Annotated in this window: 24 protein-coding genes and 1 pseudogene; 10 read left to right on the top strand and 15 right to left on the bottom strand. The window is 59.0% G+C overall.

Annotated features, from left to right (window positions below):
- The first annotated feature begins 108 nt into the window (after window positions 1-108).
- The gene (locus ID864_RS13095) at window positions 109-747 is read left to right on the top strand and encodes a LuxR C-terminal-related transcriptional regulator (protein WP_062818341.1); all 639 of its coding nucleotides are present in this window, start codon (window positions 109-111) and stop codon (window positions 745-747) included.
- A gap of 309 nt (window positions 748-1,056) precedes the next feature.
- On the top strand, window positions 1,057-1,767 hold the full coding sequence (locus tag ID864_RS13090) for a Bax inhibitor-1/YccA family protein (RefSeq protein WP_048916669.1): 711 nt from the start codon (window positions 1,057-1,059) through the stop codon (window positions 1,765-1,767).
- 72 nt (window positions 1,768-1,839) lie between these two features.
- Here the strand turns inward: ID864_RS13090 and ID864_RS13085 are convergent, their stop codons facing one another.
- The 3 genes from ID864_RS13085 to ID864_RS13075 are packed head-to-tail and all read right to left on the bottom strand — an operon-like array spanning window position 1,840 to window position 4,789.
- Entirely contained in the window at window positions 1,840-2,790 is a 951-nt protein-coding gene (locus ID864_RS13085) for a lysylphosphatidylglycerol synthase domain-containing protein (protein ID WP_048916668.1), read from the bottom strand.
- Window positions 2,790-4,031 (bottom strand): cardiolipin synthase ClsB, encoded by a 1,242-nt coding sequence (clsB, locus tag ID864_RS13080; protein WP_048916667.1) that lies wholly within the window; start codon window positions 4,029-4,031, stop codon window positions 2,790-2,792. The genes ID864_RS13085 and clsB overlap by 1 nt, the downstream gene beginning before the upstream one ends.
- The gene (locus ID864_RS13075) at window positions 4,028-4,789 is read right to left on the bottom strand and encodes an endonuclease/exonuclease/phosphatase family protein (RefSeq protein ID WP_048916666.1); all 762 of its coding nucleotides are present in this window, start codon (window positions 4,787-4,789) and stop codon (window positions 4,028-4,030) included. The genes clsB and ID864_RS13075 overlap by 4 nt, the downstream gene beginning before the upstream one ends.
- Before the next feature lie 186 nt (window positions 4,790-4,975).
- Here ID864_RS13075 and ID864_RS13070 point away from each other — a divergent pair, with 186 nt between their 5' ends.
- The 3 genes from ID864_RS13070 to dusC all read left to right on the top strand — a co-directional run bounded on the left by ID864_RS13070 (window position 4,976) and on the right by dusC (window position 8,087).
- On the top strand, window positions 4,976-5,365 hold the full coding sequence (locus ID864_RS13070) for a YbhQ family protein (protein ID WP_048916665.1): 390 nt from the start codon (window positions 4,976-4,978) through the stop codon (window positions 5,363-5,365).
- Between the two features lie 294 nt (window positions 5,366-5,659).
- Window positions 5,660-7,087 carry an ATP-dependent RNA helicase RhlE gene (rhlE, locus tag ID864_RS13065; RefSeq protein ID WP_048916664.1) on the top strand — a complete coding sequence of 476 codons (1,428 nt, stop codon included), beginning with the start codon at window positions 5,660-5,662 and terminating at the stop codon, window positions 7,085-7,087.
- Window positions 7,088-7,142: 55 nt separating this feature from the next.
- The gene (dusC, locus tag ID864_RS13060; RefSeq protein WP_048916663.1) at window positions 7,143-8,087 is read left to right on the top strand and encodes a tRNA dihydrouridine(16) synthase DusC; all 945 of its coding nucleotides are present in this window, start codon (window positions 7,143-7,145) and stop codon (window positions 8,085-8,087) included.
- A gap of 55 nt (window positions 8,088-8,142) precedes the next feature.
- On the opposite strand, the gene ID864_RS13055 is transcribed toward dusC, so the two are convergent.
- Window positions 8,143-8,889 (bottom strand): SDR family NAD(P)-dependent oxidoreductase, encoded by a 747-nt coding sequence (locus ID864_RS13055; RefSeq protein WP_048916662.1) that lies wholly within the window; start codon window positions 8,887-8,889, stop codon window positions 8,143-8,145.
- A gap of 178 nt (window positions 8,890-9,067) precedes the next feature.
- Between ID864_RS13055 and ID864_RS13050 the strand changes: the two genes are divergently transcribed.
- Window positions 9,068-10,249 (top strand): MFS transporter, encoded by a 1,182-nt coding sequence (locus ID864_RS13050; protein WP_048916661.1) that lies wholly within the window; start codon window positions 9,068-9,070, stop codon window positions 10,247-10,249.
- Window positions 10,250-10,394: 145 nt separating this feature from the next.
- On the opposite strand, the pseudogene ID864_RS13045 reads toward ID864_RS13050, so the two are convergent.
- Together ID864_RS13045 and ID864_RS13040 are read right to left on the bottom strand one after the other, a co-directional pair.
- A pseudogene (locus tag ID864_RS13045) lies at window positions 10,395-10,577 on the bottom strand (polyphosphate kinase 2); the annotation flags it as partial.
- Between the two features lie 14 nt (window positions 10,578-10,591).
- On the bottom strand, window positions 10,592-12,193 hold the full coding sequence (locus ID864_RS13040) for an inorganic phosphate transporter (RefSeq protein WP_048916659.1): 1,602 nt from the start codon (window positions 12,191-12,193) through the stop codon (window positions 10,592-10,594).
- A gap of 206 nt (window positions 12,194-12,399) precedes the next feature.
- Here ID864_RS13040 and ID864_RS13035 point away from each other — a divergent pair, with 206 nt between their 5' ends.
- Window positions 12,400-13,428 (top strand): transporter, encoded by a 1,029-nt coding sequence (locus tag ID864_RS13035; RefSeq protein WP_099753732.1) that lies wholly within the window; start codon window positions 12,400-12,402, stop codon window positions 13,426-13,428.
- A gap of 56 nt (window positions 13,429-13,484) precedes the next feature.
- Here ID864_RS13035 and ID864_RS13030 read toward each other — a convergent pair whose 3' ends face one another.
- The 7 genes from ID864_RS13030 to ID864_RS13000 form a co-directional block, all read right to left on the bottom strand.
- A complete protein-coding gene (locus ID864_RS13030; protein WP_048916657.1) occupies window positions 13,485-14,669 on the bottom strand; it encodes a L,D-transpeptidase family protein in 1,185 nt (394 codons plus the stop codon).
- 187 nt (window positions 14,670-14,856) lie between these two features.
- On the bottom strand, window positions 14,857-16,671 hold the full coding sequence (locus ID864_RS13025; RefSeq protein ID WP_099753730.1) for a glycoside hydrolase family 15 protein: 1,815 nt from the start codon (window positions 16,669-16,671) through the stop codon (window positions 14,857-14,859).
- Between the two features lie 96 nt (window positions 16,672-16,767).
- The gene (locus ID864_RS13020) at window positions 16,768-17,538 is read right to left on the bottom strand and encodes a FadR/GntR family transcriptional regulator (RefSeq protein WP_048916655.1); all 771 of its coding nucleotides are present in this window, start codon (window positions 17,536-17,538) and stop codon (window positions 16,768-16,770) included.
- 14 nt (window positions 17,539-17,552) lie between these two features.
- Window positions 17,553-18,338, bottom strand: a complete 786-nt coding sequence (locus ID864_RS13015) for an ATP-binding cassette domain-containing protein (protein WP_048916654.1) — start codon at window positions 18,336-18,338, stop codon at window positions 17,553-17,555.
- Window positions 18,335-20,104 carry a dipeptide/oligopeptide/nickel ABC transporter permease/ATP-binding protein gene (locus ID864_RS13010; RefSeq protein ID WP_191149933.1) on the bottom strand — a complete coding sequence of 590 codons (1,770 nt, stop codon included), beginning with the start codon at window positions 20,102-20,104 and terminating at the stop codon, window positions 18,335-18,337. The genes ID864_RS13015 and ID864_RS13010 overlap by 4 nt, the downstream gene beginning before the upstream one ends.
- Window positions 20,101-21,048 carry an ABC transporter permease gene (locus ID864_RS13005; RefSeq protein WP_048916652.1) on the bottom strand — a complete coding sequence of 316 codons (948 nt, stop codon included), beginning with the start codon at window positions 21,046-21,048 and terminating at the stop codon, window positions 20,101-20,103. The genes ID864_RS13010 and ID864_RS13005 overlap by 4 nt, the downstream gene beginning before the upstream one ends.
- 10 nt (window positions 21,049-21,058) lie before the next feature.
- Window positions 21,059-22,630: an ABC transporter substrate-binding protein gene (locus tag ID864_RS13000; protein WP_048916651.1), complete on the bottom strand. Its 1,572-nt coding sequence runs from the start codon at window positions 22,628-22,630 to the stop codon at window positions 21,059-21,061.
- A gap of 148 nt (window positions 22,631-22,778) precedes the next feature.
- On the opposite strand from ID864_RS13000, the gene ID864_RS12995 reads away from it, so the two are divergent.
- On the top strand, window positions 22,779-23,426 hold the full coding sequence (locus ID864_RS12995) for a DUF1028 domain-containing protein (RefSeq protein ID WP_048916650.1): 648 nt from the start codon (window positions 22,779-22,781) through the stop codon (window positions 23,424-23,426).
- 30 nt (window positions 23,427-23,456) lie between these two features.
- Here ID864_RS12995 and ID864_RS12990 read toward each other — a convergent pair whose 3' ends face one another.
- Window positions 23,457-24,014, bottom strand: coding sequence for a DedA family protein (locus ID864_RS12990; RefSeq protein WP_180276728.1), 558 nt, complete (start codon window positions 24,012-24,014; stop codon window positions 23,457-23,459).
- A 225-nt stretch (window positions 24,015-24,239) separates the two neighbouring features.
- Between ID864_RS12990 and ID864_RS12985 the strand changes: the two genes are divergently transcribed.
- Together ID864_RS12985 and pbpG are read left to right on the top strand one after the other, a co-directional pair.
- Complete coding sequence (locus ID864_RS12985; protein ID WP_048916648.1) at window positions 24,240-24,827, top strand: Yip1 family protein; 588 nt, start codon at window positions 24,240-24,242, stop codon at window positions 24,825-24,827.
- A 179-nt stretch (window positions 24,828-25,006) separates the two neighbouring features.
- The gene (gene pbpG / locus ID864_RS12980) at window positions 25,007-25,960 is read left to right on the top strand and encodes a D-alanyl-D-alanine endopeptidase (RefSeq protein ID WP_048916647.1); all 954 of its coding nucleotides are present in this window, start codon (window positions 25,007-25,009) and stop codon (window positions 25,958-25,960) included.
- A 50-nt stretch (window positions 25,961-26,010) separates the two neighbouring features.
- On the opposite strand, the gene ID864_RS12975 is transcribed toward pbpG, so the two are convergent.
- A complete protein-coding gene (locus ID864_RS12975) occupies window positions 26,011-26,529 on the bottom strand; it encodes a GNAT family N-acetyltransferase (protein ID WP_048916646.1) in 519 nt (172 codons plus the stop codon).
- Window positions 26,530-26,692: the final 163 nt, after the last annotated feature.

The raw sequence follows: 26,692 nt of genomic DNA, 5'->3' as shown, positions 1-26,692 counted from the left end.
AAAGATTTTTAATACCAAAAATGCCCAATGTCTATAGTTTGAAAAAAAATTAAGTTTGAGTATAGTTTTAATCAAGGGAGTATTTTTACCTGACAGGTAGAGGTTGCTATGTTAAATAAAATCTGCAGTATGAAATTTAGGAATATTCTACTGATCTCTGACGATACATTCCTCTGTGCGGGGGTTGGGTTTTTACCCGCGCTAAATCGTAGGGTGGAGTGTTTAAATCTCGAAAGTTTTATCGGTAGTGAGGTCAATGAGGCGGATATTGTTCTTCTGGATCTCCTTTCCTGGCAGACATGTACGTTTAGCGTTAAAACATCAATGACCGAGATAATAAATAACCATGCGAGAATGATAATGATTACTTGCGGGGTTTTTCAGGAGCTTCTTACTGATATTTTGTACCCTAATACATTGAAAGTTAATCGAAAGGATATCGTTCACCTGCTAAATAAGTTGTGCGGATTGCAGTTTTCATACAGATTCGAACCCACGCCCAAAAGAAAGGTGAGGAAGTTTCTGACTAAGAGGGAGTTTGATGTTTTACATGAGTTTATAACAGGGAGTGGATCAGGGATAATAAGTAATAAATTTAATATAAATTGCAAAACGGTGAGTTCACACAAGCTGTCTGCGTTAGGTAAAATTGGGTGCAAAAATATGGCTCATTTTTATATACTTAGCCGTCCCTTTACCTGTGATTTAGGCTTGCTGTTCAAGAAAAATGATAAATTATCGGCTTAAACGTTAATTTTTAGCGCACCTCACTGGCAGCAACACCATGGAAAAAAACGGTTAATATTTTATCCTCAGAAAACAGATTTCTGTCGTCTTGACGCGGACTACCTCTCCCGCAGGCGGTTAGCAGTAAAGCCAGCAACAGCTCCTCGGTGAATTTACCCACCAATAATGACACATGATGAAGTGCTAAACTCAATCGCGCCGCAATCAGCAACAAATCCGCGCGCTTTCGGGCTGGCGCAGGCGGGGCGGTATGTGCCAGACTTGTTTGAGGTTTAACTCACTTTTCATCCATCTATTAAGGGGAGCATCATGGACCGATATCCACGATCCAACGATACCATTGTCCAGCGTGCCAGCGCGGGCCTGTCCGTCTATATGGCGCAGGTTTACGGCTGGATGACCTGTGGCTTGCTGTTAACGGCGTTTGTTTCCTGGTTCGCGGCGAATACGCCGGCGGTGATGGAGCTGGTATTTGCCAATCGCATCACCTTCTTCGGCCTGATTATCGTGCAGCTGGGGCTGGTGTTTGTGCTGTCAGGCATGGTGCACAAGCTGAGCGGAGCCGCTGCAACCGGCCTGTTTATGCTCTATTCAGCGCTAACCGGGCTGACCATGGCGAGTATTTTCCTCGTCTATACCTACTCTTCGATTGCCAGCACCTTCCTGGTTACCGGCGGGATGTTTGGCGCGATGAGCCTGTGGGGTTACACCACAAAACGCGATCTGAGCGGAATGGGCAGCATGCTGTTTATGGCGCTGATTGGCATCGTGCTGGCGTCACTGGTGAATATCTGGCTGAAAAGCAGCGCGCTGATGTGGGCAGTGACCTATATTGGCGTGGTGGTGTTTGTCGGCCTGACCGCCTATGACACCCAGAAGCTGAAAAACATCGGTGAAGGGATCAACGTTGATGACAAGGAGAACCTGCGCCGCTACTCGATTATGGGTGCGCTGACGCTGTATCTCGACTTTATCAACCTGTTCCTGATGCTGCTGCGTATCTTCGGCAACCGCCGTTGACGCGAAGGGCGGACCGAAAAAGGGGCCGCCCCAACGTGCTGTAAGGGGCGACCTTTATTCGGTCGCCCTCGTTTACGCTAAATTCTTCGCTCTCAACGTCTTCGCCCGACCCTCCAGCCACAGATACATCACCAGCGCCAGCAGCAGCGGGGCGATAAAATAGAGTACCCGATAGGCCAGCAGCGCGGCGATAATCGCGCCGTGTGAGATGGGTTCTCCGCGCAGCAGCGCCAGGAACACCGCCTCCAGCACGCCAATCCCGGCGGGAATATGAATAATCACCCCGGCAATACTGCTGATGAGCAACACCCCCAGCACCTGCGGGAAATCGACCTTTTGCATCAGCAGCAGCCAGATAATCGCCCCCATCACCAGCCAGTTAGCGCTGGAAACCGCGAACTGGATCAGCGCCATGCGCAGCGACGGCAGCGCCAGCTTCTGCCCCTTGATGGTCCAGCGGCGGCGTTTGGAAAAGGCACACAGCGCCAGATAAACCGCGACAAACGCCAGCAGGCAGATGCCTATCACCCGCAGGGTTCCGGCACCAATAAACCAGCCGTCCGGCACCCGCACCATCGCTGCGCTGAACACAATCCCGGCGACCAGAACATAGCCCAGCCAGTTAGTCGCAATGCTCAGGGAGAAGATGCGCGTAATGGTGCTGCCGCCAAGGCCGAGCCGCGAGTAGAGGCGATAGCGCATCGCCACGCCGCCGACCCAGGTGCTGAGCGTCAGGTTAAAGGCGTAGCAGATAAACGACACCAGCATCACCTGGCGTTTCGCCAGCTTGTGCCCGCAGTAGGCGCGGCCAATCAGATCGTACACGCCGTAGGTGAGGTAGCTGACCACCACCAGCGCCACGGCCCCCAGGATCGCGACGCGATTGTAGTTGACCACCACATCCCAAACGTCGGCCCAGTTCACCTGGCGGGCATAGACCACCAGCAATACGATTACCGCGATAAAGAACAGCCAGGTCAGAACCTTCTTCGCCCGGCTCCAGAGAGTATGCGCTTTAGCCATCAGGGTTTAACTCCTTCGTTGGGGGTCTCGACCCTGTCCTGGGTTTCCATCTCCGGCTGGGCCGGGGGCGGTACCTGCGCCAGCTTCGGCGTGTGGGCGGGCAGCCAGCCGGCAATCGCCGGGAAATGACGCAGAAAATGGAAAACCAGCACGCCTTTGCCCAGCTGCCACCAGTTGCGTTTCGGCAGCTGGCTCTCCTGCACGCGCTGGCAGTCCGCCGCCAGCAGCCCCTCGAGGTTGTCACGCACGCACTGGTTAAAGTCGCGATCGTGAATCATCAGATTCGCTTCCAGATTGAGCGACAGGCTGAGCGGGTCGAGATTGCTGGAACCGACGGTTGACCACTGTTGATCCTGCACCGCGATTTTGGCGTGCAGCGGGCGGCGGCAGTACTCGTAAACCTCCACGCCGCCCTCCACCAGGTAGTTATACAGCAGCTCGGCGCCGACCTTGACGATCGGCATATCCGGCTTGCCCTGCACGATCAGCCGCACGCGCACGCCGCGCCGCGCCGCGTTGCGCATTTCGCGCAGCAGGCGATAGCCGGGGAAGAAGTAGGCATTGGCGATAATGACGTCTTGCTGCGCACTCTTCAGCATATCGATATAGTGCTGCTCGATGTCATCGCGGTGCTCATGATTGTCGCGATACACCAGCAGCGCCTGCGCGTTGCCCGGCCTGGCGTTATGTGCCGGGCGGTGCGAGCGCTGTCCCCACCAGCGACGGATTTTCTGCTCGCTGCCCATCTGCTGCTGCACGTAAGCGGCAATATCGCCGACGATGGGCCCTTTAACCTCCACCGCATAATCCTGCTTCGCTTCCGGACCGTAGCTGGCGTTGTGCTCCGCCGAGTAGTTGATGCCGCCGACAAAGGCGATCTCGCCATCGGCGACCACAATTTTGCGGTGCAGGCGGCGAAACAGGTTGGTGCGCATGCCAAGGACCAGCGGGCGCGGATCGTAATACAGAAAGCGCACGCCGAGCGAGGTGAGGCTGTGGACAAATTCGTCCGGCAGGTCCGGGGAGCCGTAGCCGTCGACCATCATCTCAATCTTGACCCCGCGCTGGGCTGCCGCCAGCAGTTCGGCGTGCAGGGCCTGGCCGACATCATCGTTAAACAGGATAAATGTTTCCAACAGCAGGCTGTGCTGGGCGCGCTGAATTGCCCCGAAAACGCGCGGGAAAAATTCCTCGCCATTTTCCAGCAGCCTGATCTGATTACCTTCCTGCCACTGGTTCATAGGTGGATCTCCACCGCCAGCGGCGCATGGTCGGAGAGATGCGACCATGGGCGTAGCGGAATAGTTTGTGGATGGCTGACAGCGGCATTTTTGACGTAGATACGGTCAAGGCGCAGTAGCGGAAAGCGGGCGGGGAAGGTGCGCGCCGGGCGACCATTTTTGCGGCTGAAGACCTCTTCCATCCCGGCTCCGCGCTCAAGAATGGCATTCGCGCGCAGGCGCCAGTCGTTAAAATCTCCGGCGATCACCACCGGGGCATCCGGCGGCAGTTCATTCACCAGCTGACACAGCATTTTGAGCTGGGCCTGCCGGTGTGCTTCGCGCAGGCCAAGGTGCACGCACAGCACGTGCAGAGTGAGGTCGCTGTCCGGCACCGCAATACGACAGTGCAGGATACCGCGCTTTTCCGTGCCTGCGACCGAGATATCGCGGTTGTGATGCTCGAGGATGGGCAGGCGCGACAGCACCGCATTACCATGGTGCCCCTCTGGATAAACTGCATTACGGCCATAGGCAAAGTCACGCCACATGGTATCGGCGAGGAACTCGTAATGCGGCGTTTCTGGCCAGTTATCCACGCGCAGCTTGTGCAGATCGTGGCTGCCCATCACTTCCTGTAACAGCACAATATCAGCCCCGGTTGCCCGCACCGCATCGCGGAGTTCAGGCAGAATAAAACGCCGGTTAAAGGCGTTGAAACCCATGTGAGTGTTAATCGTCAGGACTTTAAATGAAAATCCTTGCGTTTTTTGTGACATACTGATGACACTCTTCGTCTTAACTTGTGAAGGGTAAAGTGTAGTCTTTGTCACAAATGTGTGGCGGGAAACGCGTTTATTTGCAGTATTATCCGAAAACTACGTTAGTCTGAGGACGTCGTTACTGGCCGGTGTCAGTAACCGCATGGGCGACCTGTTTCACGTAAGGTCTGCCAGGAGAAGAGCATGAAATGGTCTAATCGTATTCAGATTGTCACTGGACAAACCTGCGTACATATCGCACTGCACCTGCTGCTGATCGCCGCGCTGGTGTGGGGGTGGAAACATCAGGCACTGTTGCAGGTGAGCACAATTTTACTGGCGCTGTATGCCAGCGTGTTTGCCGCCATGCTGCTCACCCAGCGTCTGCCGCGTCTGCGGCGTATTGGCGATTTCCTTGAAGATGTGACCACCACCTATTACTTCGGTGCCGCAATGCTGGTGCTGCTGGTGCTGTCACGGGTAATCCATAACAACCTGCTGCTTGGCGCAGTCGGGGTGGTGATGCTGGCGGGACCTGCGCTGGTCTCGCTGCTGGTTAAAGAGCGGGTACAACCGCGCCAGCGTCCACGTTAATCCCACACGGGCCACTTCGGTGGCCCGTTTGTTTTCCCGTCTGCTGCAGCCATCCTCTCCTTACCGACCCCTTCGCTGCGATGTGCGCTGGCGCGCTGTAACCGCTTGTAGCGCATTTTTGGACAAGAAGCGTAAGAATAACTCCCTGTCGAGCGTAGGGTTCTGTTATAATCCGCCCCTTAGGCACCGTGGTTTGTGCTCTCATTCAAGCGTCAGGAATGATCCTGGCGTCAACTCTCCCCCTGGAAACTACACCGTTACGCGGTCAGGGCGGATCCGGAGTCAGTCAACTTTATGTCATTTGATTCTCTCGGCCTTAATGCCGATATTTTGCGCGCTGTTACTGAACAGGGCTATAACGAGCCGACGCCAATTCAGCGCCAGGCAATCCCGGTAGTGCTGGCTGGACGTGACCTGATGGCCAGCGCCCAGACCGGTACCGGTAAAACCGCAGGTTTCACCCTGCCGCTGCTGCAGCTGCTCAGCAACAACAACCCGCATCCGAAAGGCCGCCGCCCGGTGCGCGCCCTGATCCTCACCCCAACCCGCGAACTGGCGGCTCAGGTGGGCGAAAACGTGCAGGAATACAGCAAATACCTCGACTTGCGCTCGCTGGTGGTGTTCGGCGGCGTCAGCATCAACCCGCAAATGATGAAACTGCGCAGCGGTGTTGACGTGCTGGTGGCAACGCCTGGCCGTCTGCTGGACCTTGAGCATCAGAACGCGCTCGACCTGTCCAAAGTAGAAATTCTGGTACTGGATGAAGCCGACCGCATGCTGGATATGGGCTTCATTCACGATATCCGTCGCGTGCTGGCAAAACTGCCTGCCAAACGCCAGAACCTGCTGTTCTCCGCCACTTTCTCTGACGAGATCAAAACCCTGGCGGAAAAACTGCTGCACAACCCGGAAGAAGTCTCCGTGGCGCGCCGCAACACCGCTTCCGAGCAGGTGACGCAGCACGTTCATATGGTCGACAAGAAGCGTAAGCGCGAGCTGTTATCGTTCCTGATCGGGCGCGACAACTGGCAGCAGGTGCTGGTATTTACCCGCACCAAGCACGGCGCTAACCACCTGGCCGAGCAGCTGAACAAAGACGGCATCACCGCCGCCGCGATCCACGGCAACAAGAGCCAGGGCGCGCGTACCCGTGCATTGAGCGACTTTAAAGAAGGTAAGATCCGCGTGCTGGTGGCGACTGATATCGCCGCGCGCGGTATCGATATCGAAGAGCTGCCGCACGTGGTGAACTTCGAGCTGCCAAACGTACCGGAAGACTATGTGCACCGCATTGGTCGTACCGGCCGTGCGGCCGCGGTGGGCGAAGCCTTGTCGCTGGTGTGCGTGGACGAACTGAAGCTGCTGCGCGACATTGAACGCGTGCTGAAGCGTGAAATCCCGCGCATGGCGATTGAAGGCTATGAGCCGGACCCGAGCATTAAAGCTGAGCCGATCATCAACGGTCGCCAGCAGCAGCGCGGCGGAGCAGGCGGCGGCGGTGGACGCGGTCGTGGTGCTCAGGGCGGCCAGCGCAGCGGTGGCGATCGTAGCGCCAGCGGCAACCGTGCCGGTAACGGCGGCGGCAATGGCGCGGGTGCAGGCGGCGAGCGCCGTCAGGGCAACGGTTCAGGCCGTGCAGCACGCCCGGAAGGCGGTAACGCTGGCGCACCGCGCGTCAACAAAACCCGTCCACGCCGTTCTACCCCAAGTAACAACGGCTAATTAATCGGGGGGAGGCGCCCGCTTCCCCCTGTTCTCTACTCTCCACAGGTTTACCATGCGCGTATTACTTGCCCCGATGGAAGGCGTTCTCGATTCGCTGGTGCGTGAACTGCTGACCGACGTCAACGATTACGACCTCTGCATTACTGAATTTCTGCGCGTAGTGGATGCTCTGCTGCCGGAGAAGTGCTTCCAGCGTCTCTGCCCCGAGCTCGACAATGACAGCCGCACGCCATCCGGCACGCGGGTGCGTATTCAGCTGCTTGGCCAGCATCCGCAGTGGCTGGCGGAAAATGCTGCCAGAGCGGTGGAGATGGGCTCATGGGGCGTTGACCTTAACTGCGGCTGCCCGTCGAAAACGGTTAACGGCAGCGGCGGTGGGGCGACGCTGTTAAAAGATCCCGAGCTGATCTACCAGGGGGCCAAAGCGATGCGTGCGGCGGTGCCGGCTCACCTTCCGGTCACGGTCAAAGTGCGCCTGGGCTGGGATTCCGGCGCGCGGCGCTTCGAAATCGCCGATGCGGTGCAGCAGGCCGGCGCCACTGAACTGGCGGTGCACGGTCGTACTAAAGAGGACGGTTACCGCGCTGAGGCGATTAACTGGGCGGCGATCGGTGAGATCCGCCAGCGGCTCAGCATTCCGGTGATCGCCAACGGCGAGATCTGGGACTGGCAGAGCGCGCAGGATTGTATGGCGGTAACGGGCTGTGATGCGGTGATGATCGGGCGCGGCGCGCTCAACGTGCCGAATCTCAGCCGGATGATCAAATACAACGAGCCGCGCATGCCGTGGCCGCAGGTGGTTGAGCTGCTGCGAAAATATGTGCGGCTGGAGAAGCAGGGCGATACCGGCCTGTATCATATGGCGCGCATTAAGCAGTGGCTCGGCTATCTGCGTAAAGAGTACGAGGAAGCCACCGATCTGTTTATGCAGGTGCGCACCCAGCCAACCTCAGCGGATATTGCGCGGGTGATTAATGCGCAGAATCGAATGATTTGAGGTTAGCTCAGCGCGTTTGCGGTGCGCGCTAGCGTAGCGGCAAGGCCTGCCGCGCCTATTGCGCCACGTACCCGCCGTCTACCAGCAGCGCCGCGCCGTTAACAAATGAGGCATCGGGGCTGGCGAGGAAGGCCACCACCGCTGCGACCTCCTCCGGGCGGCCGAGACGGCCAATCGGGTGCAATTTTTTCAACGCGTCTTTATCCTCCTCGCTGGCTTTGGACAGCAGCGGCGTATCGATATATCCCGGGCAGACCGCGTTGACGCGAATACCGCGCGCGGCATAGTCGATAGCCAGCGTTTGCGTCAGCAGCTTTACGCCACCTTTTGAAGCAGCATAGGCGGTGACGCCGTGCTTGCCGACCCAGCTATGAATCGAGCCGCAGTTAACGATAATTCCCGGCTGCTTATGCTCAAGCCACCAGGCGATCGCTGCCTGATTAATCAGAAATACGGCGGTCAGATTGATATCGATGGTTTTCTGCCATTTCTCCACCGTCAGCAGGTGCGCCGGGCCATCGGCGGCAATTCCGGCGTTGGCAAAGACAATATCCAGCCGCCCGAAGTGCGCCACGGTCTGTTCAATCAGCTGACGATTTTGCCGCGCATCGGTCACATCAATTTTGCAGAACTCAGCCTTGTGGCCCTCTTTCACCAGGCGGGCAACAAAGGCGCGGCCGGAAACTTCGTTGAGGTCCGCGACCATCACGGCGGCGCCTTCCCCGGCCAGTCGGGCGACGGTGGCCGCGCCAATACCGCTGGCTCCCCCGGTGACAATCGCAACTTTTGTACTGAATCTCATGGTCATTCTCCCTGTTGATAGACGCAGCCAGACTAGGCGCAAATTGCGCCAGCCGTTTGGCAACCCCTGCGCAGCGCATTGCAGATAGCTGGAAATAACGTGTCGGTAAACTTCGCGAGATCTGTTAGCAAGCTAAGGGTATGATGTGACCCACATCGCATTTTTATCTGGCTTTTTTATGTCTCTGAACCCGGCATTAACCTCTGCTCAACTGAACAAGCGCATTATCTCCGTGGTGATTTTTACCTTCTTCTGCTACCTGTCGATTGGTCTGCCGCTGGCGGTATTGCCCGGTTATGTGCATAACCAGCTGGGCTACAGCTCGTTTATCGCCGGGCTGATTATCAGCCTGCAATATTTCGCCACGCTGGTCAGCCGACCGCAGGCCGGGCGCTATGCTGACCTGCTCGGGCCGAAAAAAGTGGTGCTGGTCGGGCTGATTTTCTGCGGCGCCAGCGGGCTGTTTACCCTTCTTGCGGTGATGGTCGATGCCTCGCCGCTGGCCAGCCTGCTGCTGCTGGCGGTCGGGCGGGTGGTGCTGGGCTTTGGTGAAAGTTTAACCGCCACCGGTTCGATCCTCTGGGGGATTAACGTGGTGGGCACCACGCAGAGTGGGCGGGTGATCTCCTGGAATGGCGTCGCGACCTATCTGGCGATGGCGATGGGGGCACCGCTCGGCGTGATGCTCAACTCGCTGTTTGGCATCCCGGGGTTTGCCGGGTTAATTATTCTGATGGCGGTTTTCGGCTACTGGCTGGCAACCCGTCGCCCGGCGGTGCAGGTCGAAGTCGGGCAGCGCATTCCCTTCACCCGCGTGTTTGGCAAAATCTGGCTGTACGGTTTGTGCCTTGGCCTCGGGACCATGGGCTTTGGCACGATTGCTACCTTCATCACCCTCTATTTCGCCAGCCACGACTGGAGCGGAGCGGCATTCTCCCTGACGCTGTTCAGCATCGGCTTTATCCTGATGCGCCTGCTGTTTAACAACAGCATCACGCGCTATGGCGCCATCCGCGTCTCGCTGGTGTCGTTTGCGGTGGAGTGCGCGGGTCTGATGCTCATCTGGCAGGCCAGCTCTATCTGGATGGTTGACCTTGGCGCCTTCCTGACCGGCAGCGGCTTCTCGCTGATCTTCCCGGCATTGGGGGTGGAGGCCATCCGCAAAGTGCAGCCGCAAAACCAGGGTTCGGCGCTTGGTCTGTACGCGGCCTTCCTTGACTGCGGGCTGGGCATTACCGGGCCGGTGGCCGGGCTGCTGATCGGTCACTGGGGCGTGGATTCCATCTATCTGGCGGCGGCGGGCGTGGTCTTGCTGGCGGGGATGATTATGGTACGCCTCATTCTGCGGGGCGACAGGTAGCCGCCCCCTTTTAGGGATTCGCCGGGGGTTAATACACTTCCGGCACAATCATATCGTCCGGCACCGGCGAGCGGCGGTAATCTTCGTTACGTTCGCGCGGCGGCAGGTCGATGGGTTTCAGCTCGCTGTCCTCATACGGCACCTGGCGCAGCAGCTCGCGGAAATACTGTTTGCGCCAGGCCTTCTCGCCCTCTTCCATTTTCTCATCGCTGCCGAAGCGCAGGTCGTCCAGTTCCATCTCCAGCTCTTCATCGTAGCTGTCGTAAAACTCCTGCAGTAAGCGTTGGTTAAAGTTCTGCGCTGAGAAGTCATTGCCTTGCATCGTCATAGGTTATCTCCTGGTCAGAAGTGGGTAAACAGCCAGTAAAGGGTGGCCGAAAGTAGAATCGAAACCGGCAGGGTGAGCACCCAGGCCATCATCAGGTTGCGCAGCGTCGACATCTGCAGGCCGGAGCGGTTGGCCGCCATGGTGCCCGCCACCCCGGAGGAGAGCACGTGAGTGGTGGAAACCGGCAGCCCGAAGATGTCGGCTGCGCCGATGGTGGTCATCGCCACCAGTTCCGCGCTGGCGCCCTGCGCGTAGGTCAGATGCGTCTTGCCAATTTTTTCCCCAACCGTGGTCACAATACGACGCCAGCCCACCATGGTGCCGAGACCCAGCGCGATCGCCACCACCACTTTCACCCACCACGGAATAAAGCGCGTGGCGTTATCCAGCTCGCCCTTAAAAGCATCGAGGTTATGGCGGGTCTGCGCCGGAAGCTGCACCTTCTCATCGCTTTTCAGATGCTTGATCGCTTCAGAGGCCAGATACATGTCGTTACGGGTGTTGGATACGGCCTGCGCCGGGATCTTATCGACCGCGCCGTATTGACGGATCTGCTGGCCGATACGTCCGGTTAAATCGGCCAGCGCGGGCAGCACCGCGGGAACCAGCGTGCCGGTGCGCACATATTCGGTCAGCACATTGCGCGGGGAGGTGCTGGCTGCCTGGTCCGGCGTCAGCGCGCGCAGCTCCTGCTGCGTCACCGCTGCCAGCGCCGCCACCTGCGGCGTATGCTCAGCCGGGATCGAGCGGTTCAGCGCGTAGGCGATCGGCATGGTGCCCACCAGGATCAGCATGATCAGGCCCATCCCTTTCTGACCATCATTGGAACCGTGGGCGAAAGAGACACCGGTACAGGTCAAAATCAGCAGCCCGCGGATCCAGGTCGGCGGCGGCTTATTGCCTTCCGGCGCGCTGTACAGCTCGCGGTTTTTCAGCACTTTTTTCATCAGCAGCAGCAGCACGGCGGCGCAGACAAAGCCGATAATCGGCGACAGCACCAGCGCATAGCCAATTTTCACCGCCTGGCCCCAGTCAACGCCGCTGGTCCCGGTGCGACCGTGGATCAGCGCATTCGCCACGCCAACGCCGATTATCGAACCAATCAGCGTATGTGAGGACGAGGCGGGCAGGCCAAACCACCAGGTGCCCAGGTTCCAGATAATCGCCGAGAACAGCAGGGCATACACCATGGCGAAGCCGCCGCCGGTTCCGGCCTGCAGGATCAGCTCAACCGGCAGCAGGGAGATGATGCCGAAGGCCACCACACCGCTGGAGAGCAGCACGCCGAGGAAGTTAAAGAAGCCGGACCACACCACCGCCAGCGTCGGCGGCATGGAGTGGGTATAAATCACCGTTGCAACGGCGTTGGCCGTGTCGTGAAAACCGTTAACGAACTCAAATCCGAGGGCAATCAGCAGCGCCATTCCCAGCAGCAAAAATGGCACGTAGCTGGTAAAGGTGGCGCCGGAATCGCTGACGTCGTTAAACAAATTCACCCCGGCGAAGGCGATACCGAGGATCAACAGCAGCAGAAAAATCATCACCGAACGACGGCTGTTCTTCGGGTAAACGGGGCTGGCGGACTGGCCCTGTTGCATGGCGGCATTGTCACTCATAGTTCCTCACTGGCATCGGCTGCATTGAAAGAGTCGCTGCAAAAATCGGGCAGAGGGTAGACCACATCCGGTGATACGCAGGTTGTGTGACAGAACAATGACGCCGGCAACGGTTATTTGCCTGGCGGGGGGGCGGGGTAACAAAACTGTCATCTGCATGCGGCAGGATAGCGCTATCGCTTCAACGGCTTGCTGCTGGGAAAACTATGACGCAACACCTGCCGCTTCTGCGGCAAAAACCCGATTTCAGTGATGACGTTTCCGGCCTGATTTACGGCTACCGGTTTGTTGAGGGGCAGGCGCCGCAAAGCCTGACGGTGCAGGAGTCGTGCGCGGCCTGGACCGATGGCGCGGCGGACGGCCAATTTCTGTGGCTGCACGTTAACCTCAACCACGCCGCCGCTGCACGCTGGCTGAAAAACCACTTTGACGTCGATGAAGATTTCTTTGATGAGATCCAGCACGGCTCGCACAGCACGCGCATTGAGCGGCAGAACGACGCGCTGATGGCGGTGCTTAACGATGTGACCTTTAACGCGCGCGAAACCAGCGATGAGAGTGCCACGCTGTGGATCTGGTGCCGCGATGGGCTGGTGGTCAGCGCCCGCCATAAGCCCCTGCGGCTGGTGGAGCGTTTGCAGGGCAAGCTGGCCTCGCTCGGGCTGCGCTCCTCCACCGAACTGCTGGCTCAGCTGCTGGCGGAGCAGGAGGATGTGCTGGCCCTGATTGTGCGCCAGTCGAATCAGTATGTGGATCAGATAGAAGAACGCCTGCTCGGGCAGCACAGTAAAAGCAACCGCAGCGAACTGGGCCGCCTGCGCCGCACGCTGCTGCGTTTTCAACGCCTGTTGGCTCCGGAGCCGGCCGCGCTGTTTCGCCTGATCAACCGCCCGCCGGGCTGGCTTGACCTCAGCGTGGTGCAGGATCTGCGCCAGTTTACCGAAGAGTTTACGGTAGTACTGAACGACCTGAATGGGCTGACCGAGCGCATTCGCCTGCTGCAGGAGGAGATAGCCGCGCAGCAGCTGGAACAGAGCAACCGCACCTTATTTACCCTGACGCTGATTACCGTGCTGGCGCTCCCGATCAACCTGGTGGCAGGCTTTTTTGGCATGAACGTTGGCGGGGTGCCGCTGGCGAATAATCCGCACGGGTTTATTTTACTGGTGCTGGTGGTGACGATATTCACCTGTGGAGCCGCATGGCTGGTACTTCGGCGGCGGGAAAGGGGATAGAAAAAAGCCCCCGCACCATCAAGAGGCGGGGGGGCTTTGTTTACTGCGCGGCTAAATCAGGATTTAGGCTGGCTGTAGATCGGGCCTGGCTGCGTCAGGGCAGGCATCGCCGGGGCGGCAACAGGCGTTGCGCTGTCGGCTGGTGCCTGAGCACTGCCGTTGTCCGCAGCGGCCGGAGCGGCCGCATCAGCTGGCGCCGCGGCTGGAGCAGCAGGATCTGCCACGTTCGCGCCTTCGGTGGTCACGGGCGTCATTGGCTGTTCCATTGGCTGTGCGCCTTCCTGCTCTGGCACTACCGCAGGCTCAGTCACCGTCGCTTCGCCGTTCACTTTTACCGGCATGCCGGAGCGCGCTTTCAGCGCATCTTCCATGCTGGTGCTGTTCACGCTGGCATCGGCAACAATTTTTGTCACTGAAGCAGGGATAGTCAGCGGCACAGGCTCGCGTGATTTGAACTGCTCTTCGGTCTGCGACAGCGGGTTGTGGACTTCCACATAGCGTGAACCGTCCGGCTCGACCGTGGCTTTGATGGGCTGGTCGATAAACTGAACGCGGGTGCCAACCGGCACGTGGTCGAACAGCCATTTAATATCGTCAGCACGCAGACGCACGCAGCCGTGGCTTACGCGCAGGCCGATACCGAAGTTGGCATTGGTACCGTGAATCGCGTACAGGCGGCCGATATACAGCGCGTACAGACCCATCGGGTTGTCCGGGCCAGCCGGGAATACAGCAGGCAGTGATTCACCGCGCGCATTGTACTCTTCATGCATTTTCTTGGTCGGAGTCCAGGTTGGGCCATCCTTTTTACGCTGAACGGTAGTGGTCCAGTTAATCGGGGTATCCTTGCCCAGCTCGCCGATACCAATAGGCAGCACGACAACGGTTTTGCTGCCTTTCGGGTAATAGTACAGACGCATTTCAGCACTGTTGATCACGATGCCTTCGCGCGGCGCGTCCGGCAGGATCAGCTGCTGAGGGATGATCAGCTTGCTGCCCGCTTTTGGCAGGTAAACGTCAACGCCCGGGTTAGCTTCCATAATGTTGCTCAGACCCATCTGGTACTGAGCAGCAAAAGCTTCCAGCGGAAGCTTACTGTCTTCCGGGATAGTGATTTCGAGGTTTTCCCCAGTCAGGCGGCTGTTAGCGGCCGGAAGAGGGTAAACCACAGCAAAGGCAGATTGGCTGAAAGCCGCAGCGGCCAGAATCAGGGTGACAAACGCACGGATGCTCTTTTTCATATTATTTCAGGTGTAGCGCCATGTAGACTGTTGATAAACGACCCAATACTGGCCAACTGTGACCGGCTGCACATTATATGTTCATAACGGCTCAGGAAGAAACCAGGATTTAACCCTGTTGAACTATCTTTACGATTAATTGTCTGCAAAGCCACCATTCTGCGACGTAAAATCCGTCGCAGAAGGCTCATGGTTGCCAATGGGTATCGCTGCCGTCGAGTTTTCGGTCAAGGAAGTAGGCGGCGCTAATCAGGGCAAGATGGGTCAGCGCCTGCGGGGTATTGCCCAACGCATGGCCGCGACTGTCGAACTCTTCCGCATACAATCCGAGCGGGCTGGCGTAGCTTAGCAGCTTCTCAAATTCAAAATGTGCTTCCTCCACCCGTCCGGCACGCGCCAGGCACTCCACATACCAGAATGAACAGGCGGCGAATGCCCCTTCCTCACCCTGCAGGCCATCCGCCGGCGTCTCTTCCACGTTATAGCGCCGCACCAGCCCATCACTCACCAGCTTCTCCTTGATCTTATCCAGCGTGGCCAGCCAGTCCGGATCGGTGGCGCCGACAAAACGCACCAGCGGCATCAAAAGCATTGAGGCATCGACAAATTCGCCTTCGCGCGTGGCAACAAAGTGCCCCTGATCCTTGTTCCAGAAGTTCTGCCAGATATCGACACGGATATCATCCCGCGCCTGCGCCCAGCGCGCGTAGGGCATCGACAGCGAGCGTTTTTCACCGAGGCGCAGCGCGCGATCCAGCGCCACCCAGCACATCAGGCGTGAATGCAGGAAGTGCTGCGGCTCGCCGCGCATCTCCCAGATCCCGGCGTCGCGCTGGTTCCAGTTATCGGCAACATAGTCAATCATGCGGCTGACGTGCTGCCAGCCGCGCTGCGAGATCGCCTCGCCATATTTATTCGCCAGATAAATCGCATCCATCAGCTCGCCGTAAATATCGAGCTGCGACTGGCGCCAGGCATCATTACCGATGCGCACCGGGGTGGAACCGGCGTAACCGGACAGGTTGAGCAGTTCGCTCTCATGCAGCTCGGTGCCGCTGTCGAGGCGGTACATCACCTGCAGCTTCTCCACATCGTGATGGCTGTTCTCCACGCACTTCGCCACCCAGTGGGTAAAGTTTTTCGCCTCGTCCACGTACCCCAGGCGCATCAGGGCATACATGCTGAAAGAGGCATCGCGGATCCACGAGGCGCGATAGTCCCAGTTGCGTTCGCCCCCCAGCTCTTCCGGCAGGCCAAAGGTGGCGGCGGCAGCAATGGAACCGTGCTGCCAGGAGGTCAAAAGTTTGAGCGTCAGCGCCGAGCGCTGCACCATTTCGCGCCAGCGGCCGCGATAGCTGCTGTGCGAGCTCCAGCTGCGCCAGTAGGCGAGCGTCGCCTCGAAGCAGCTATCAGAGCGCTCATCATCAAGGTGTTGATCCTCCTCTGCGCCGAAAATAAACTCGCGGCACTCGCCGGTCTTCAGCTCAAAGCGGGCGACGGCGGCGGCATCGTCCAGGGTAAAATCGACATCGCCGGTCAGGCGCAGCGTGGGCTGGCCGTCAGCGTGGAAGGTCACCGAGCCAGTCTGGAGGGTGGCCTGCGTATCCGCCCGGGCATAATCATGAACCGGGGAGCAGCAGAGCTGAATGGTGGCACTGCCCTGGATCACTTTAATGCGGCGCACAATACGCGGCAGGCTGTCCTGCCGTTGGCAAATCGGCATATAGTCGGTGACTTCCACCACGCCACGGTCGTCGAGCCAGCGCGTTTGCAGAATATTGCTCTCGGGAAGGTAGAGCTGCATACGCCGCGCATCGGGCCAGTCGGGGCTGATGCTAAACAGACCGGCATCATCGCTGTCGAGCAGGGCGGTAAATACCGAAGGGCTGTCCAGATTTGGCCAGCAGAAGTAGTCGAGCGCGCCATCATCGGCGATCAGCGCACAGGTGCGTAAATCACCAATTACGCCATGGTTTTCAATAGGTCGTTTTACATTTTTCATCGCTTAACTATAGCCGCTGTTTTCACATGCGTAGCATAAAAGCCGGGCGCGGCATGCCACAGCCCTGCGGGCCAGATGGTTGTCTGGACGGCGTGCTTAACTATCGTCGTGCAGAAAACGCTCCTGCAGCGTGGCCTGCAAAGCCAGCATCGTCTGAGCAGCGTGCGCCATATGTGCCACCATCACCCGCTCTACCGCCACGGCATCCTGACGGCGCAGCGCATCGATCAGCTGGTACTGATACTCAATTCCCTGGCGGCGATCAACCGGCTGCGGCTGCTGGTAGATGTCCTTGCACACCGCCAGATCTTTCAGCAGGCGCTGCAAAAACCGGCAGAAAAACGCCAGCAGCGGGTTGCTGGAGTAGCTGGCGACCACGCCGTGAAAATCCAGCTCGGCCATGCGCTGGTCCCAGCGCTCCTGCTCATCGGCGGGAGGATGGTCATACACGCCGATCAGCTGGTGCAGGCGGGCAAAACCGGCATCATCTATCTGTCCAATGGCGCTGACGGCCACCTGGGGTTCCAGCGTTTTACGCAGGGCATAGATATGTTCGATGGTAAGCTCGCGGGTAAACAGGTAGTTCGACAGCAGGCTCATGGCGCGGGCTTCCGGCATGCTGTCGATAAACGCGCCGCCGCCGGGGCCGGTACGGGTGCGGATCAGCCCCTGAGCTTCCAGCGCTTTCAGCGCCTCTCGCACCGTGCTTTTCCCGGCGGAGAAGCGGGCAATGAGCTCTTTTTCCTGTGGCAGGCGGTCGCCGGGCAGCAAATTATCGTCAACGATGCTCTGCTTGATAGCATCAACAATCTCATCGGTACGTTTCCGTTTTACCGCTTCCGGCGGGCGTGAATCTTCTGCGGGCATAATCACCTGTTGACTCAAATGTGTGGGGCGCTTGCCAGTAGCTGGCGGCTGTAGTCATGCTCTGGCGCGCGAAACAGCTTTTCCGTGGCGGCACATTCAACAATAGTACCAGAATTCATCACCGCTACGCGGTCAGCAATCGACTCGACCACCGCCAGATCGTGGCTGATAAACAGATAGGAGAGCCCGAACTGCTGCTTTAGGTCGTCCAGCAACAGCAGCACCTGCGCCTGCACGGAGACATCCAGCGCGCTGACCGGCTCATCCAGCACCAAAATTTGCGCTTCGGCCGCCAGCGCGCGGGCAATCGCCAGCCGCTGCGCCTGGCCGCCCGAGAACTCGTGGGGGTAGCAGTTCAGCGCATCCACCGGCATATTGACCGCCGCCATCAGCTGCTGCAGGCGCGGCAGACACTGTGCGGAACCATAGCCGCACAGCCTCTGCAGCGGTACGCTCAGCGTCTGACGCAGGGTTTTGCGCGGATTGAGCGAGGCTACCGGGTCCTGAAACACATACTGGATGGTTTTGCCGAACGCCTGAACGCCTCGGGCTGCCAGAACGCTGGCCTCTTCACCCTGAATCTTCAGGCTGCCGGAGGTAGGGGACTCCAGCCCGACCAGCATGCGGGCGAGGGTGCTTTTCCCGCTGCCGCTTTCGCCGACAATCGCCAACGTCTCGCCCTGCCAGAGATCGAGGCTGATGCCTCTCACTGCCTTAACCGCCGCCGGGCGGCTAAACCAGCCTGCGCTGCCGGGGAACGTTTTCGTCAGCTGGCGGATTTCGACCACTTTATTCCTCATGCTTCCTCCTGCGCCTGATACTGGCGGATCTGTTGCAGGAATGCCCGGCCCTGGCCCCGCTGCGGCACGCTGGCAATCAGCCGCTGCGTGTAGGCATGCTGCGGGTTCTGCAACACGTGCGTAGCCTGTCCCTGTTCAACGATTTCACCCTGGCGCATCACCGCCACGCGATCGCACATCTCGCTGACCACGGCAAAGTCATGGGTGATAAACAGCAGGGCCAGGCCGCGCCGATGGCGCAGATCGTTCAACAGCGCCAGAATACGTGCCTGTACCGTGACGTCGAGCGCCGTGGTTGGCTCATCGGCGATGATCACCTGCGGGTCATTCGCCAGCGCAATCGCAATGCCGACGCGCTGGCGCTGCCCGCCGGAAAGCTGGTGCGGCCAGGCATCGAAGCGCTGCGCCGCCTGCTGAATACCGGTGTCCTCCAGCAGCGCGATGGCTTTGGCTCGGGCGGCGCTGTTGCTCAATGGCTGGTGGCACTGGATAGCTTCCACCAGCTGCTGCCCAACGCGCATTTGCGGATGCAGTGAGGTGAGTGGGTCCTGGAAAATATAGGAAACCCGCACGCCGCGCCGCTGCTGCATGTGTGTCGGGGAAAGCGCCAGCAGCTCCTCATCACCCAGCCAAATGCTGCCGCCGGTAATGACTGCTGGCGGTGAGGAGACCAGCCCCATTATCGCCAGCGCGCTGACGCTTTTACCGGAGCCGCTCTCGCCGATCAGCCCGAGGCACTCCCCGGCCTGCAGGTGGAAGCTAACGCCTTTCACGGTGGGCACCGGGTGGCTGCCGCGGTGAAAGGCGACCTGTAAATCGACCACTTCCAGCAGGGCCTCGGGGGCTTTGCGCGGCGGGACCGCGGCACGCTGTACGCGGGTCATCGCCTGCGATCGCAGCAGTGCGCCGGATTTCAACCGCGGATCGAGCAAGTCGCGAATGCCGTCACCCAGCAGGTTAAAGGCGATCACCAGGACAAAAATCATCACCCCAGGTACCAGCGCCACGTGTGGCGCGATAAACAGCTGATTGCGCCCCTGGCCGAGCATGGAGCCTAAATCCGCATCCGGTGGCTGCGTGCCCAGACCGAGGAAAGAGAGTCCGGCGGTTTCCAGGATCATCCAGCCCACGGTCGTAGAGAGCGTGACCACAATCAGCGGCAGCACGTTGGGCAGCACTTCAGTCAGCAGAGTTTGTGGATGATTTTTACCGGAAAGCTGCGCCGCCTGAATAAAGTCGCGCCCGCGCAGGCCAAGCGTTAAACCACGCACGTTACGCGCAAAGAAGGGGATGTTGACCAGCGCGATGGCGTACAGCGCGTTGAGCAGCCCGGGGCCAAGCACCGCCACAATCGCCAGCGCCAGCAGAATATAGGGAAAGGCCATAATCATGTCGATCAGGCGCATCAGGATTGTATCGGTGCGCCCGGCGGTATAGCCGGCAATCAGCCCAATTAGCGTGCCGCACACCGCTGCCAGCAGCGTGGCGCACAGCCCGACCGCTACCGACACGCGGGTGCCCCACAGTAGCCGTGACAGCATATCGCGCCCCAGCGCATCGGTGCCGAGCAGATGGCCCGGCGTTAGCGGTGGCGCGAGGCGTTGCAGCAGGTCAGTAGCATCCGGGTCCGGCAGCGGTAGCAGCGGGGCGATCAGCGCGCTAAGCAGTGTGACAGCCAGCAGCAGCAGGCCAAAGGCGGCCAGCCGGTTATGCAGTAGCAGCGACCAGCCGGTGCGGCGTGGGGGGATCAGAGTTGTCTCCGTCATGATTTTACCCTCGGGTCGAGACAGGCCTGCACGATATCGGTCAGCAGATTGATCAACACATATGCAATGGCGGCCACCAGCACGCCGCCCTGCACCAGCAGCAGATCGCGGGTTGAGACGGCTTTCACCAGCATCGCTCCCAGCCCCGGCCACTGAAACACGGTTTCGATATATACCGCGCCGCCGAGCACAAAACCGGCCTGGATACCGATAGCAGGGATCACCGACACCAGCGCGACGCGGAAGGCATGACGCCAGATTACCCGGCGTTCGCTGACGCCCTTGGCGCGCGCGGTACGAATATAGTCCTGGCGCAGCACTTCCAGCATCGCGGTGCGCGTCAGGCGGGCAATCACCCCGGTGGCGACCACCGCCAGCGTGACGGTTGGCAGGACCAGGTGATGCAGCAGATCGCCTGCGCCGCCACCGCCGTAGATAGCAAACATGCCGGAAGCCGGAAACCAGCGCAGGCTGACGGCAAACAGCATAATCATCAGCAGCCCGATGAGAAACGACGGCAGCGAAATGCCCACCAGCACCAGCAGGGTGATCAGCCGGTCACCCCAGCCAAACTGGCGCACCGCCGAGGTGACTCCGGCCAGCAGGCCGAAGATCACGCTGAGCAGCAGCGCACAGCCGCCAAGCAGCAGAGTGGCTGCAAAGCGCTCCAGCACTTCATCAATCACCGGGCGATTCAGCACGTAGGAGCGGCCAAAATCGCCGTGCAGCAGGTTATTTACCCAGATGAAATATTGCTGCCACAGCGGTTTGTCCAACCCCAGCTCGCCGCTGACGCGCGCGACATTTTCCGGCGTGGCATAAGCGCCCAGCAGCGCCTGCGCCGGGTTGCCGGGGATCATCGCCATAATCAAAAAGACAATCAGCGACAGGCCAACGATCACCGGGATCACGCCAATCAGCCGCCGCAGGAGATAACGCCACATAGCGCCCCCGTTATGGTTTGCTGACCCGATGCAGGATCAGATTGAAGTTAGGCTGCAGGGCAAAATTCTGCACCGGGCGCGTGGTAACGGCGTTCTGCTTCCAGTTGGCGACGAACAGCCATGGTGCATCGTCGTGGACGATAGCCTGTACCTGGCGGTAGAGCGCGCCACGCTTTTGCCGATCGCTGGAGGTGCGCGCCTCATCCAGCAGCTTATCGACCTGCGGATTGCTGTAGTAGCCGGAGTTAAAGCCGCCTTTATCCGGCCACGCATCGCGGCGCAGGGTGAGGAACGGCAGGGTATCCGGGTCGTTAGTCATCCACGCCATCTCCGCCATCTGCGTCTGCGGCGTCAGCCCGGCGTTCACTTTGGCAAGATAGGTATTCCACTCCCAGGTCTGAATATTGACCTTCAGGCCGACGGCTTTCAGATCGGCCTGGATTGCGGTCGCCATCGGGATGGGGTCGAGCATGCCGGAACCGCCCTCGGTGACGTAGAAGTTGAGCGTTGCGCCCTCTGCTCCCGCTTCTTTCAGCAGCGCCCGCGCCTTGTCCGGGTCATAAGGGTAAGGGCCAACGTCTTTGTTCGCGGCCCAGCTAAAGGCAGACGGGATCGGGCCATCGGCAACCTGCGCCGACCCCTGCAAAACCTTGTCGACCAGCGCCTGCTTGTTGACCGCATAGTTCACCGCCTGGCGTACGCGCTTGTCGTTGAACGGCTTCTCGCGCGTATTCAGCAGCAGGAACCACACGTGTGGGCCGACCGCCTGGTACATCTGGAACTGCGGGTTACCGGCAAAGGTTTTCACCGTATCCGGCGGCACTTCCACCATCGCATCAATGCCGCCGGAGAGCATCTCCGCAGTGCGGGTATTGCCATCGGTGATGGGGCGGAAGACGGCTGCCTCAAGCTGTGGCGCGCCGTCCCAGTAGTTTTTATTTGCCGTCAGCACCACGCGCTGATTGGCCTGCCACTCGGCAAAACTGAAGGCGCCGGTGCCGACCGGATGGCGGCCATACTCTTTGTCATACTTTTTCACCGCCGTCGGTGAGACGATCAGCCCGGCAGGGGTGGCGAGATTGGAGAGCAGCGGAGCAAAGGGCTGTTTCAGGGTAAACACCACCGTGTGCGCATCCGGCGTGGCGATCTGGTCGATTGACGAGAAGAAGAAGCTGAGCGGGAACGGGCCGGTGTGATAGTAGGGATGCTGCTTGTTGAGCATCCGTTCGAAGGTGAACTTCACCGCGTCGGCATCCAGCGGGGTGCCATCCTGGAACTTCACATTGTCGCGCAGATGGAAGGTGTATTTCAGCCCGTCGGGGCTGATCTCCCAGCGGCTGGCCAGCGCCGGTTCAATCGACAGCGAACCGGGTGCGTTACGCACCAGCCCGTCGTAAATATTCACCAGAATGCGCGAGTCGTTCGCGGCGGTAGCCACCTGCGGGTCAAGGGATTGCGGTTCTGCCACCTGGCCAATCACCAGTACGCCAGGCGGCGTATCGGCATAAGCCGCAGGCAGGGTAGCCAGCAAGCTCAGGCAGACGGGAAGAGAGTGCAGCACGGTGCGTAGCGATCTCAACATGGTGGTCCTCGTTAAGCAGAGTGTTCAGGCCGCAGTGATAACACGCGGATGAACAAAATTTGTCCTGTCTGTTATTTATGCGTATAAATAGCGGTGAGTGCAATAATTTATCCATATAAATTTCATCTGACTGGCAGAAGGGGGGGCGATGACCTTTTCGATTGTGGCGCGCGATGCCGTAAGCGGTGAGCTGGCAGCGGCCACTGCAACCGGCGGTCCGGCGGTGGGAGCGTTGGTGATCCACGGCCGCAGCGGGACAGGAGCTATCGCGACTCAGGCGCTGACCAATCCGCTGTACGGCAGTCGCGGGCTTGAGCTGCTGGCTGGCGGGCTTAATGCCGGACAGGTGCTGCGCCGGCTGTTGCAGGAGGATGACCAGTGCCAGCGGCGGCAGGTGCTGATTATAGATAACGCAGGCAGCAGCGCACACTGGAGCGGCCGCCAGTGCGGTCCATGGTTTGGCAGCGTGGCGGGAACACAGGTGGCGGTAGCTGGCAATATGCTGGTCGGCGCCGGGGTGACGGGCGCCATGCTTGACGCCTTTGAGAAATTTAGCGACTTACCGCTGGCCGACCGTGTGCTGGCGGCGTTGCATGCCGCACAGCAGGCCGGTGGCGACCAGCGCGGCATTCGCTCTGCCGCGCTTAAAGTCTGGCATCAGCGGCGCTATGCCGATATCGATCTGCGGGTTGACTGGTCAGATGCGCCGCTGGAACAGCTGGCTGAGGTATTAAAACAGGTGCGCGCCCCGGCCTACGCCGATTTTTTTCGCTCTCTACCCACAGGTATTCCGTAGGGGCCGATCTTTTTTTCGATCGGCCCGCTGTTACTTATCGCGGCGCTTCAGCGCAATGCGAATACCCCAGACAATCACGACCGCCAGCACCACCCAGAAAATACGCTTCAGGTGATGATCGAGCGTATGCAGCCACGGGGCGATCACCTGGCCGCCAAGGTAGCCGAGCGAAACGAAAATCAGCGCCCAGAGTGCGGCACCAATCACATTAAACAGCAGAAATTTGCGTGGGCTGAGGCGGCTGGCCCCGATAATAATCGGGCCGACAATGCGCAGCCCGTACATGAAGCGCACGCCAATCACGAACAGCACCGGCCTCTTGCGGATCAGGCGGTTGGCCTTATCGATCTGTTTCTGGTGCTTCTTAAAGCGTTTCAGGATCGGCTCACCGTAGCGGCGGCCAACGAAAAACAGCGCCGTATCCCCGAGGATACCGCCGCACATCGCCACCAGTAGCACCCAGCCAAAACGCAGCAGCCCTTCATGGGCCGCCACGCCGCCCAGCAAAGTAAATGTCTCCCCCTCGGCCAGGCAGCCAATAAACAGGGCCCAGTAGCCATACTGGGAAATTAACGCGTTCACATCCATCGGTAATTCAGGCCTCCATTTCGACATCAAGCCGCTAAGTCTAACCGTTCCTGGTAAATCCGCCGTTAAAATTGCCAAAATCACACTTTATTTTCACTCTAAAATGAAGTGCTTACCCGCTATTTGCATCGGTTGAAAAATAAACAACCCAAGGCCACGTATACTTGAAGAGATGCCGCCCGGGACAGTGCCAGTTGGCGGTCCGATGTTCAGAGGAGTAATGATATGAACCATGTCTGGGGACTGCTGGCGCATCCGAATCGTGAGATGCGCGACATCAAAAATGAGAACGAAACCGTTTCTCACCATTATACCCATCACGTGCTGCTTTTGGCTCTGATCCCGGTGGTATGCGCGTTTATCGGCACCACGCAAATCGGCTGGGATGTCGGCGTCGAGCGCACCATTCCCCTGTCGTTATCCAGCGCGTTCGGGCTGGCTATCCTGTTCTATGCCTTAATGCTGGCCGGTGTGGCGGTGATGGGGCGGGTGATCTGGTGGATGGCGCGTGACTATCCACAGCGGCCTTCGCTGGCCAGCTGCATGGTATTCGCCGGATACGTCGCCACGCCGCTGTTTATCAGCGGGCTGGTGGCGCTCTATCCGCTGGTCTGGCTCTGTGTGCTGGTTGGCGCACTGGCGCTGGTATATACCGGCTATCTGCTGTACGTCGGCATCCCCCTGTTCCTGAATATCGACCGCGAAGAGAGCCTGCGCTTTTCCGGCTCGACGCTGGCAATCGGTATCCTGGTACTTGAAGTGTTGCTGGCGCTGACGGTGATCATCTGGGGCTACGGCTACCAGCTGTTCTGAACGCGGTAAGTTGCTGAAAACCGCCGGGCCACCGGCGGTGATTTGGTAATGCCCGGAAACGAATATCCTGTAGGAAAATGCTTAACATCCGGCGTATTATGCGCAGGCCAGCCCCCGCTGTAGTGCGGGCAGCGGCGTGTGGTATCCACACTGTCATCATCAGCCGTTAAGTTTCTACGATGCCTGCAAAAATTCGTTTATCGCTGTTAAGTCTGGTTCTGCTGTGTTCCGCTCAAAGCATCCTCACGCCGGCTGCTGCCCGTACTCATCAGCCCGCGGTGGCTGGCGCTGCCGCTCAGCCAGAAATTGCTTCCGGCAGCGCGATGATTGTCGATATGAATACCAATAAAGTGATCTACTCCAGCCATCCGGATCTGGTGCGCCCGATCGCCTCTATTACCAAGCTAATGACGGTGATGGTGACGCTCGATGCCCATCTGCCGATGGATGAGATGCTGGCGGTAGATATCAGCCACACGCCGGAGATGCGCGGCATCTATTCCCGCGTGCGCCTGAACAGTGAGATCAGCCGCAGAAATATGATGCTGCTGGCGCTGATGTCGTCTGAAAACCGGGCGGCGGCCAGCCTGGCGCACCACTATCCGGGCGGCTACGATGCGTTTATCAAGGCGATGAATGCCAAAGCGCGGGAGCTGGGGATGAACAACACCCACTATGTTGAACCGACCGGCCTGTCGATCAAAAACGTCTCGACGGCGCGCGATCTCAGCAAGCTGCTGATCGCCACCAAGCGCTATCCGCTGATCGGCCAGCTGAGCACCACCCATGAAGATATGGCCAGCTTCCGCAACCCGACCTACACGCTACCGTTCCGCAACACCAACCACCTGGTGTATCGCCCGGACTGGAATATTCAGCTGACCAAAACGGGCTTCACCAACGAAGCCGGTCACTGCCTGGCAATGCGCACGGTGATCAATCAGCGCCCGGTATCGCTGGTGGTACTGGATGCCTTTGGTAAATACACCCACTTTGCCGACGCTAACCGCCTGCGCAGCTGGCTGGAAACCGGCAAGATCTCCCCGGTGCCGCCGGCGGCGCTGAGCTATAAAAAGCAGAAAGCTTCGCAGATGGTGAGTAACCGTGCGCCGGATGACAGCGCGGTAGATTAATTTATAGGGGGCGACCTTCTTTTTTGCTCGACACGATTTCGGTCAGTCCGTTATAACGCCAGCTGCATCAATAACGTATCGCGCCATTCGCCGTGCTTAAAGCCGACTTTACGGAAGTTGCCGACAATCTCGAAGCCCATTTTTTTATGCAGACTGACCGAACCCGCATTGCGCTCGCCGTTGCCGATAATCGCCAGCATCTGCTGATAATTGCCCAACTGGCAGCGGGCAATCAGCGCCTGCATCAGAGCCGTACCTACGCCTCGTCCCGCCATTTCGGCATCGATATAAACCGAGTCCTCAATGGTGAATCGGTAGGCGGGGCGCGGGCGATATTGGGTGGCATAGCAGTAGCCGACTACCGCGCCGTCGATTTCGGCCACCAGCCACGGCAGGGCGAATGAGTGCACCTTAGCCAGCCGGGCGGCCATTTCTGCGGCATCGGGCGGGATCTCTTCAAACGAGCCGCAGCCGTGCAGCACGTGCCAGGCATAGATACGGGTAATAGCGTCAATATCGGCAGGTGCGGCATCGCGCACTACCATGGCAGAACCGGGAAGGGACATCATTGCTCCATGCACTTTTTTTTATTCAGTTTGCCACTGGCGGCTGAAGTTGCGGTCATAGATTATTCTTATGACGGCGAACAGGTTTTTACATCGCAAATCCTATAGTCCCGGCCAGGGCAAAAGCATAAACTAGCCGGCAAATTGGCTGGCGCATCGCAGCGTC

The organism is Erwinia aphidicola (genome assembly GCF_014773485.1).
GTDB classification, from domain to species: domain Bacteria; phylum Pseudomonadota; class Gammaproteobacteria; order Enterobacterales; family Enterobacteriaceae; genus Erwinia; species Erwinia aphidicola.
The sequence above is the reverse complement of the archived record's forward strand: the minus strand, read 5'-3'. Positions and strand labels throughout refer to the sequence as shown.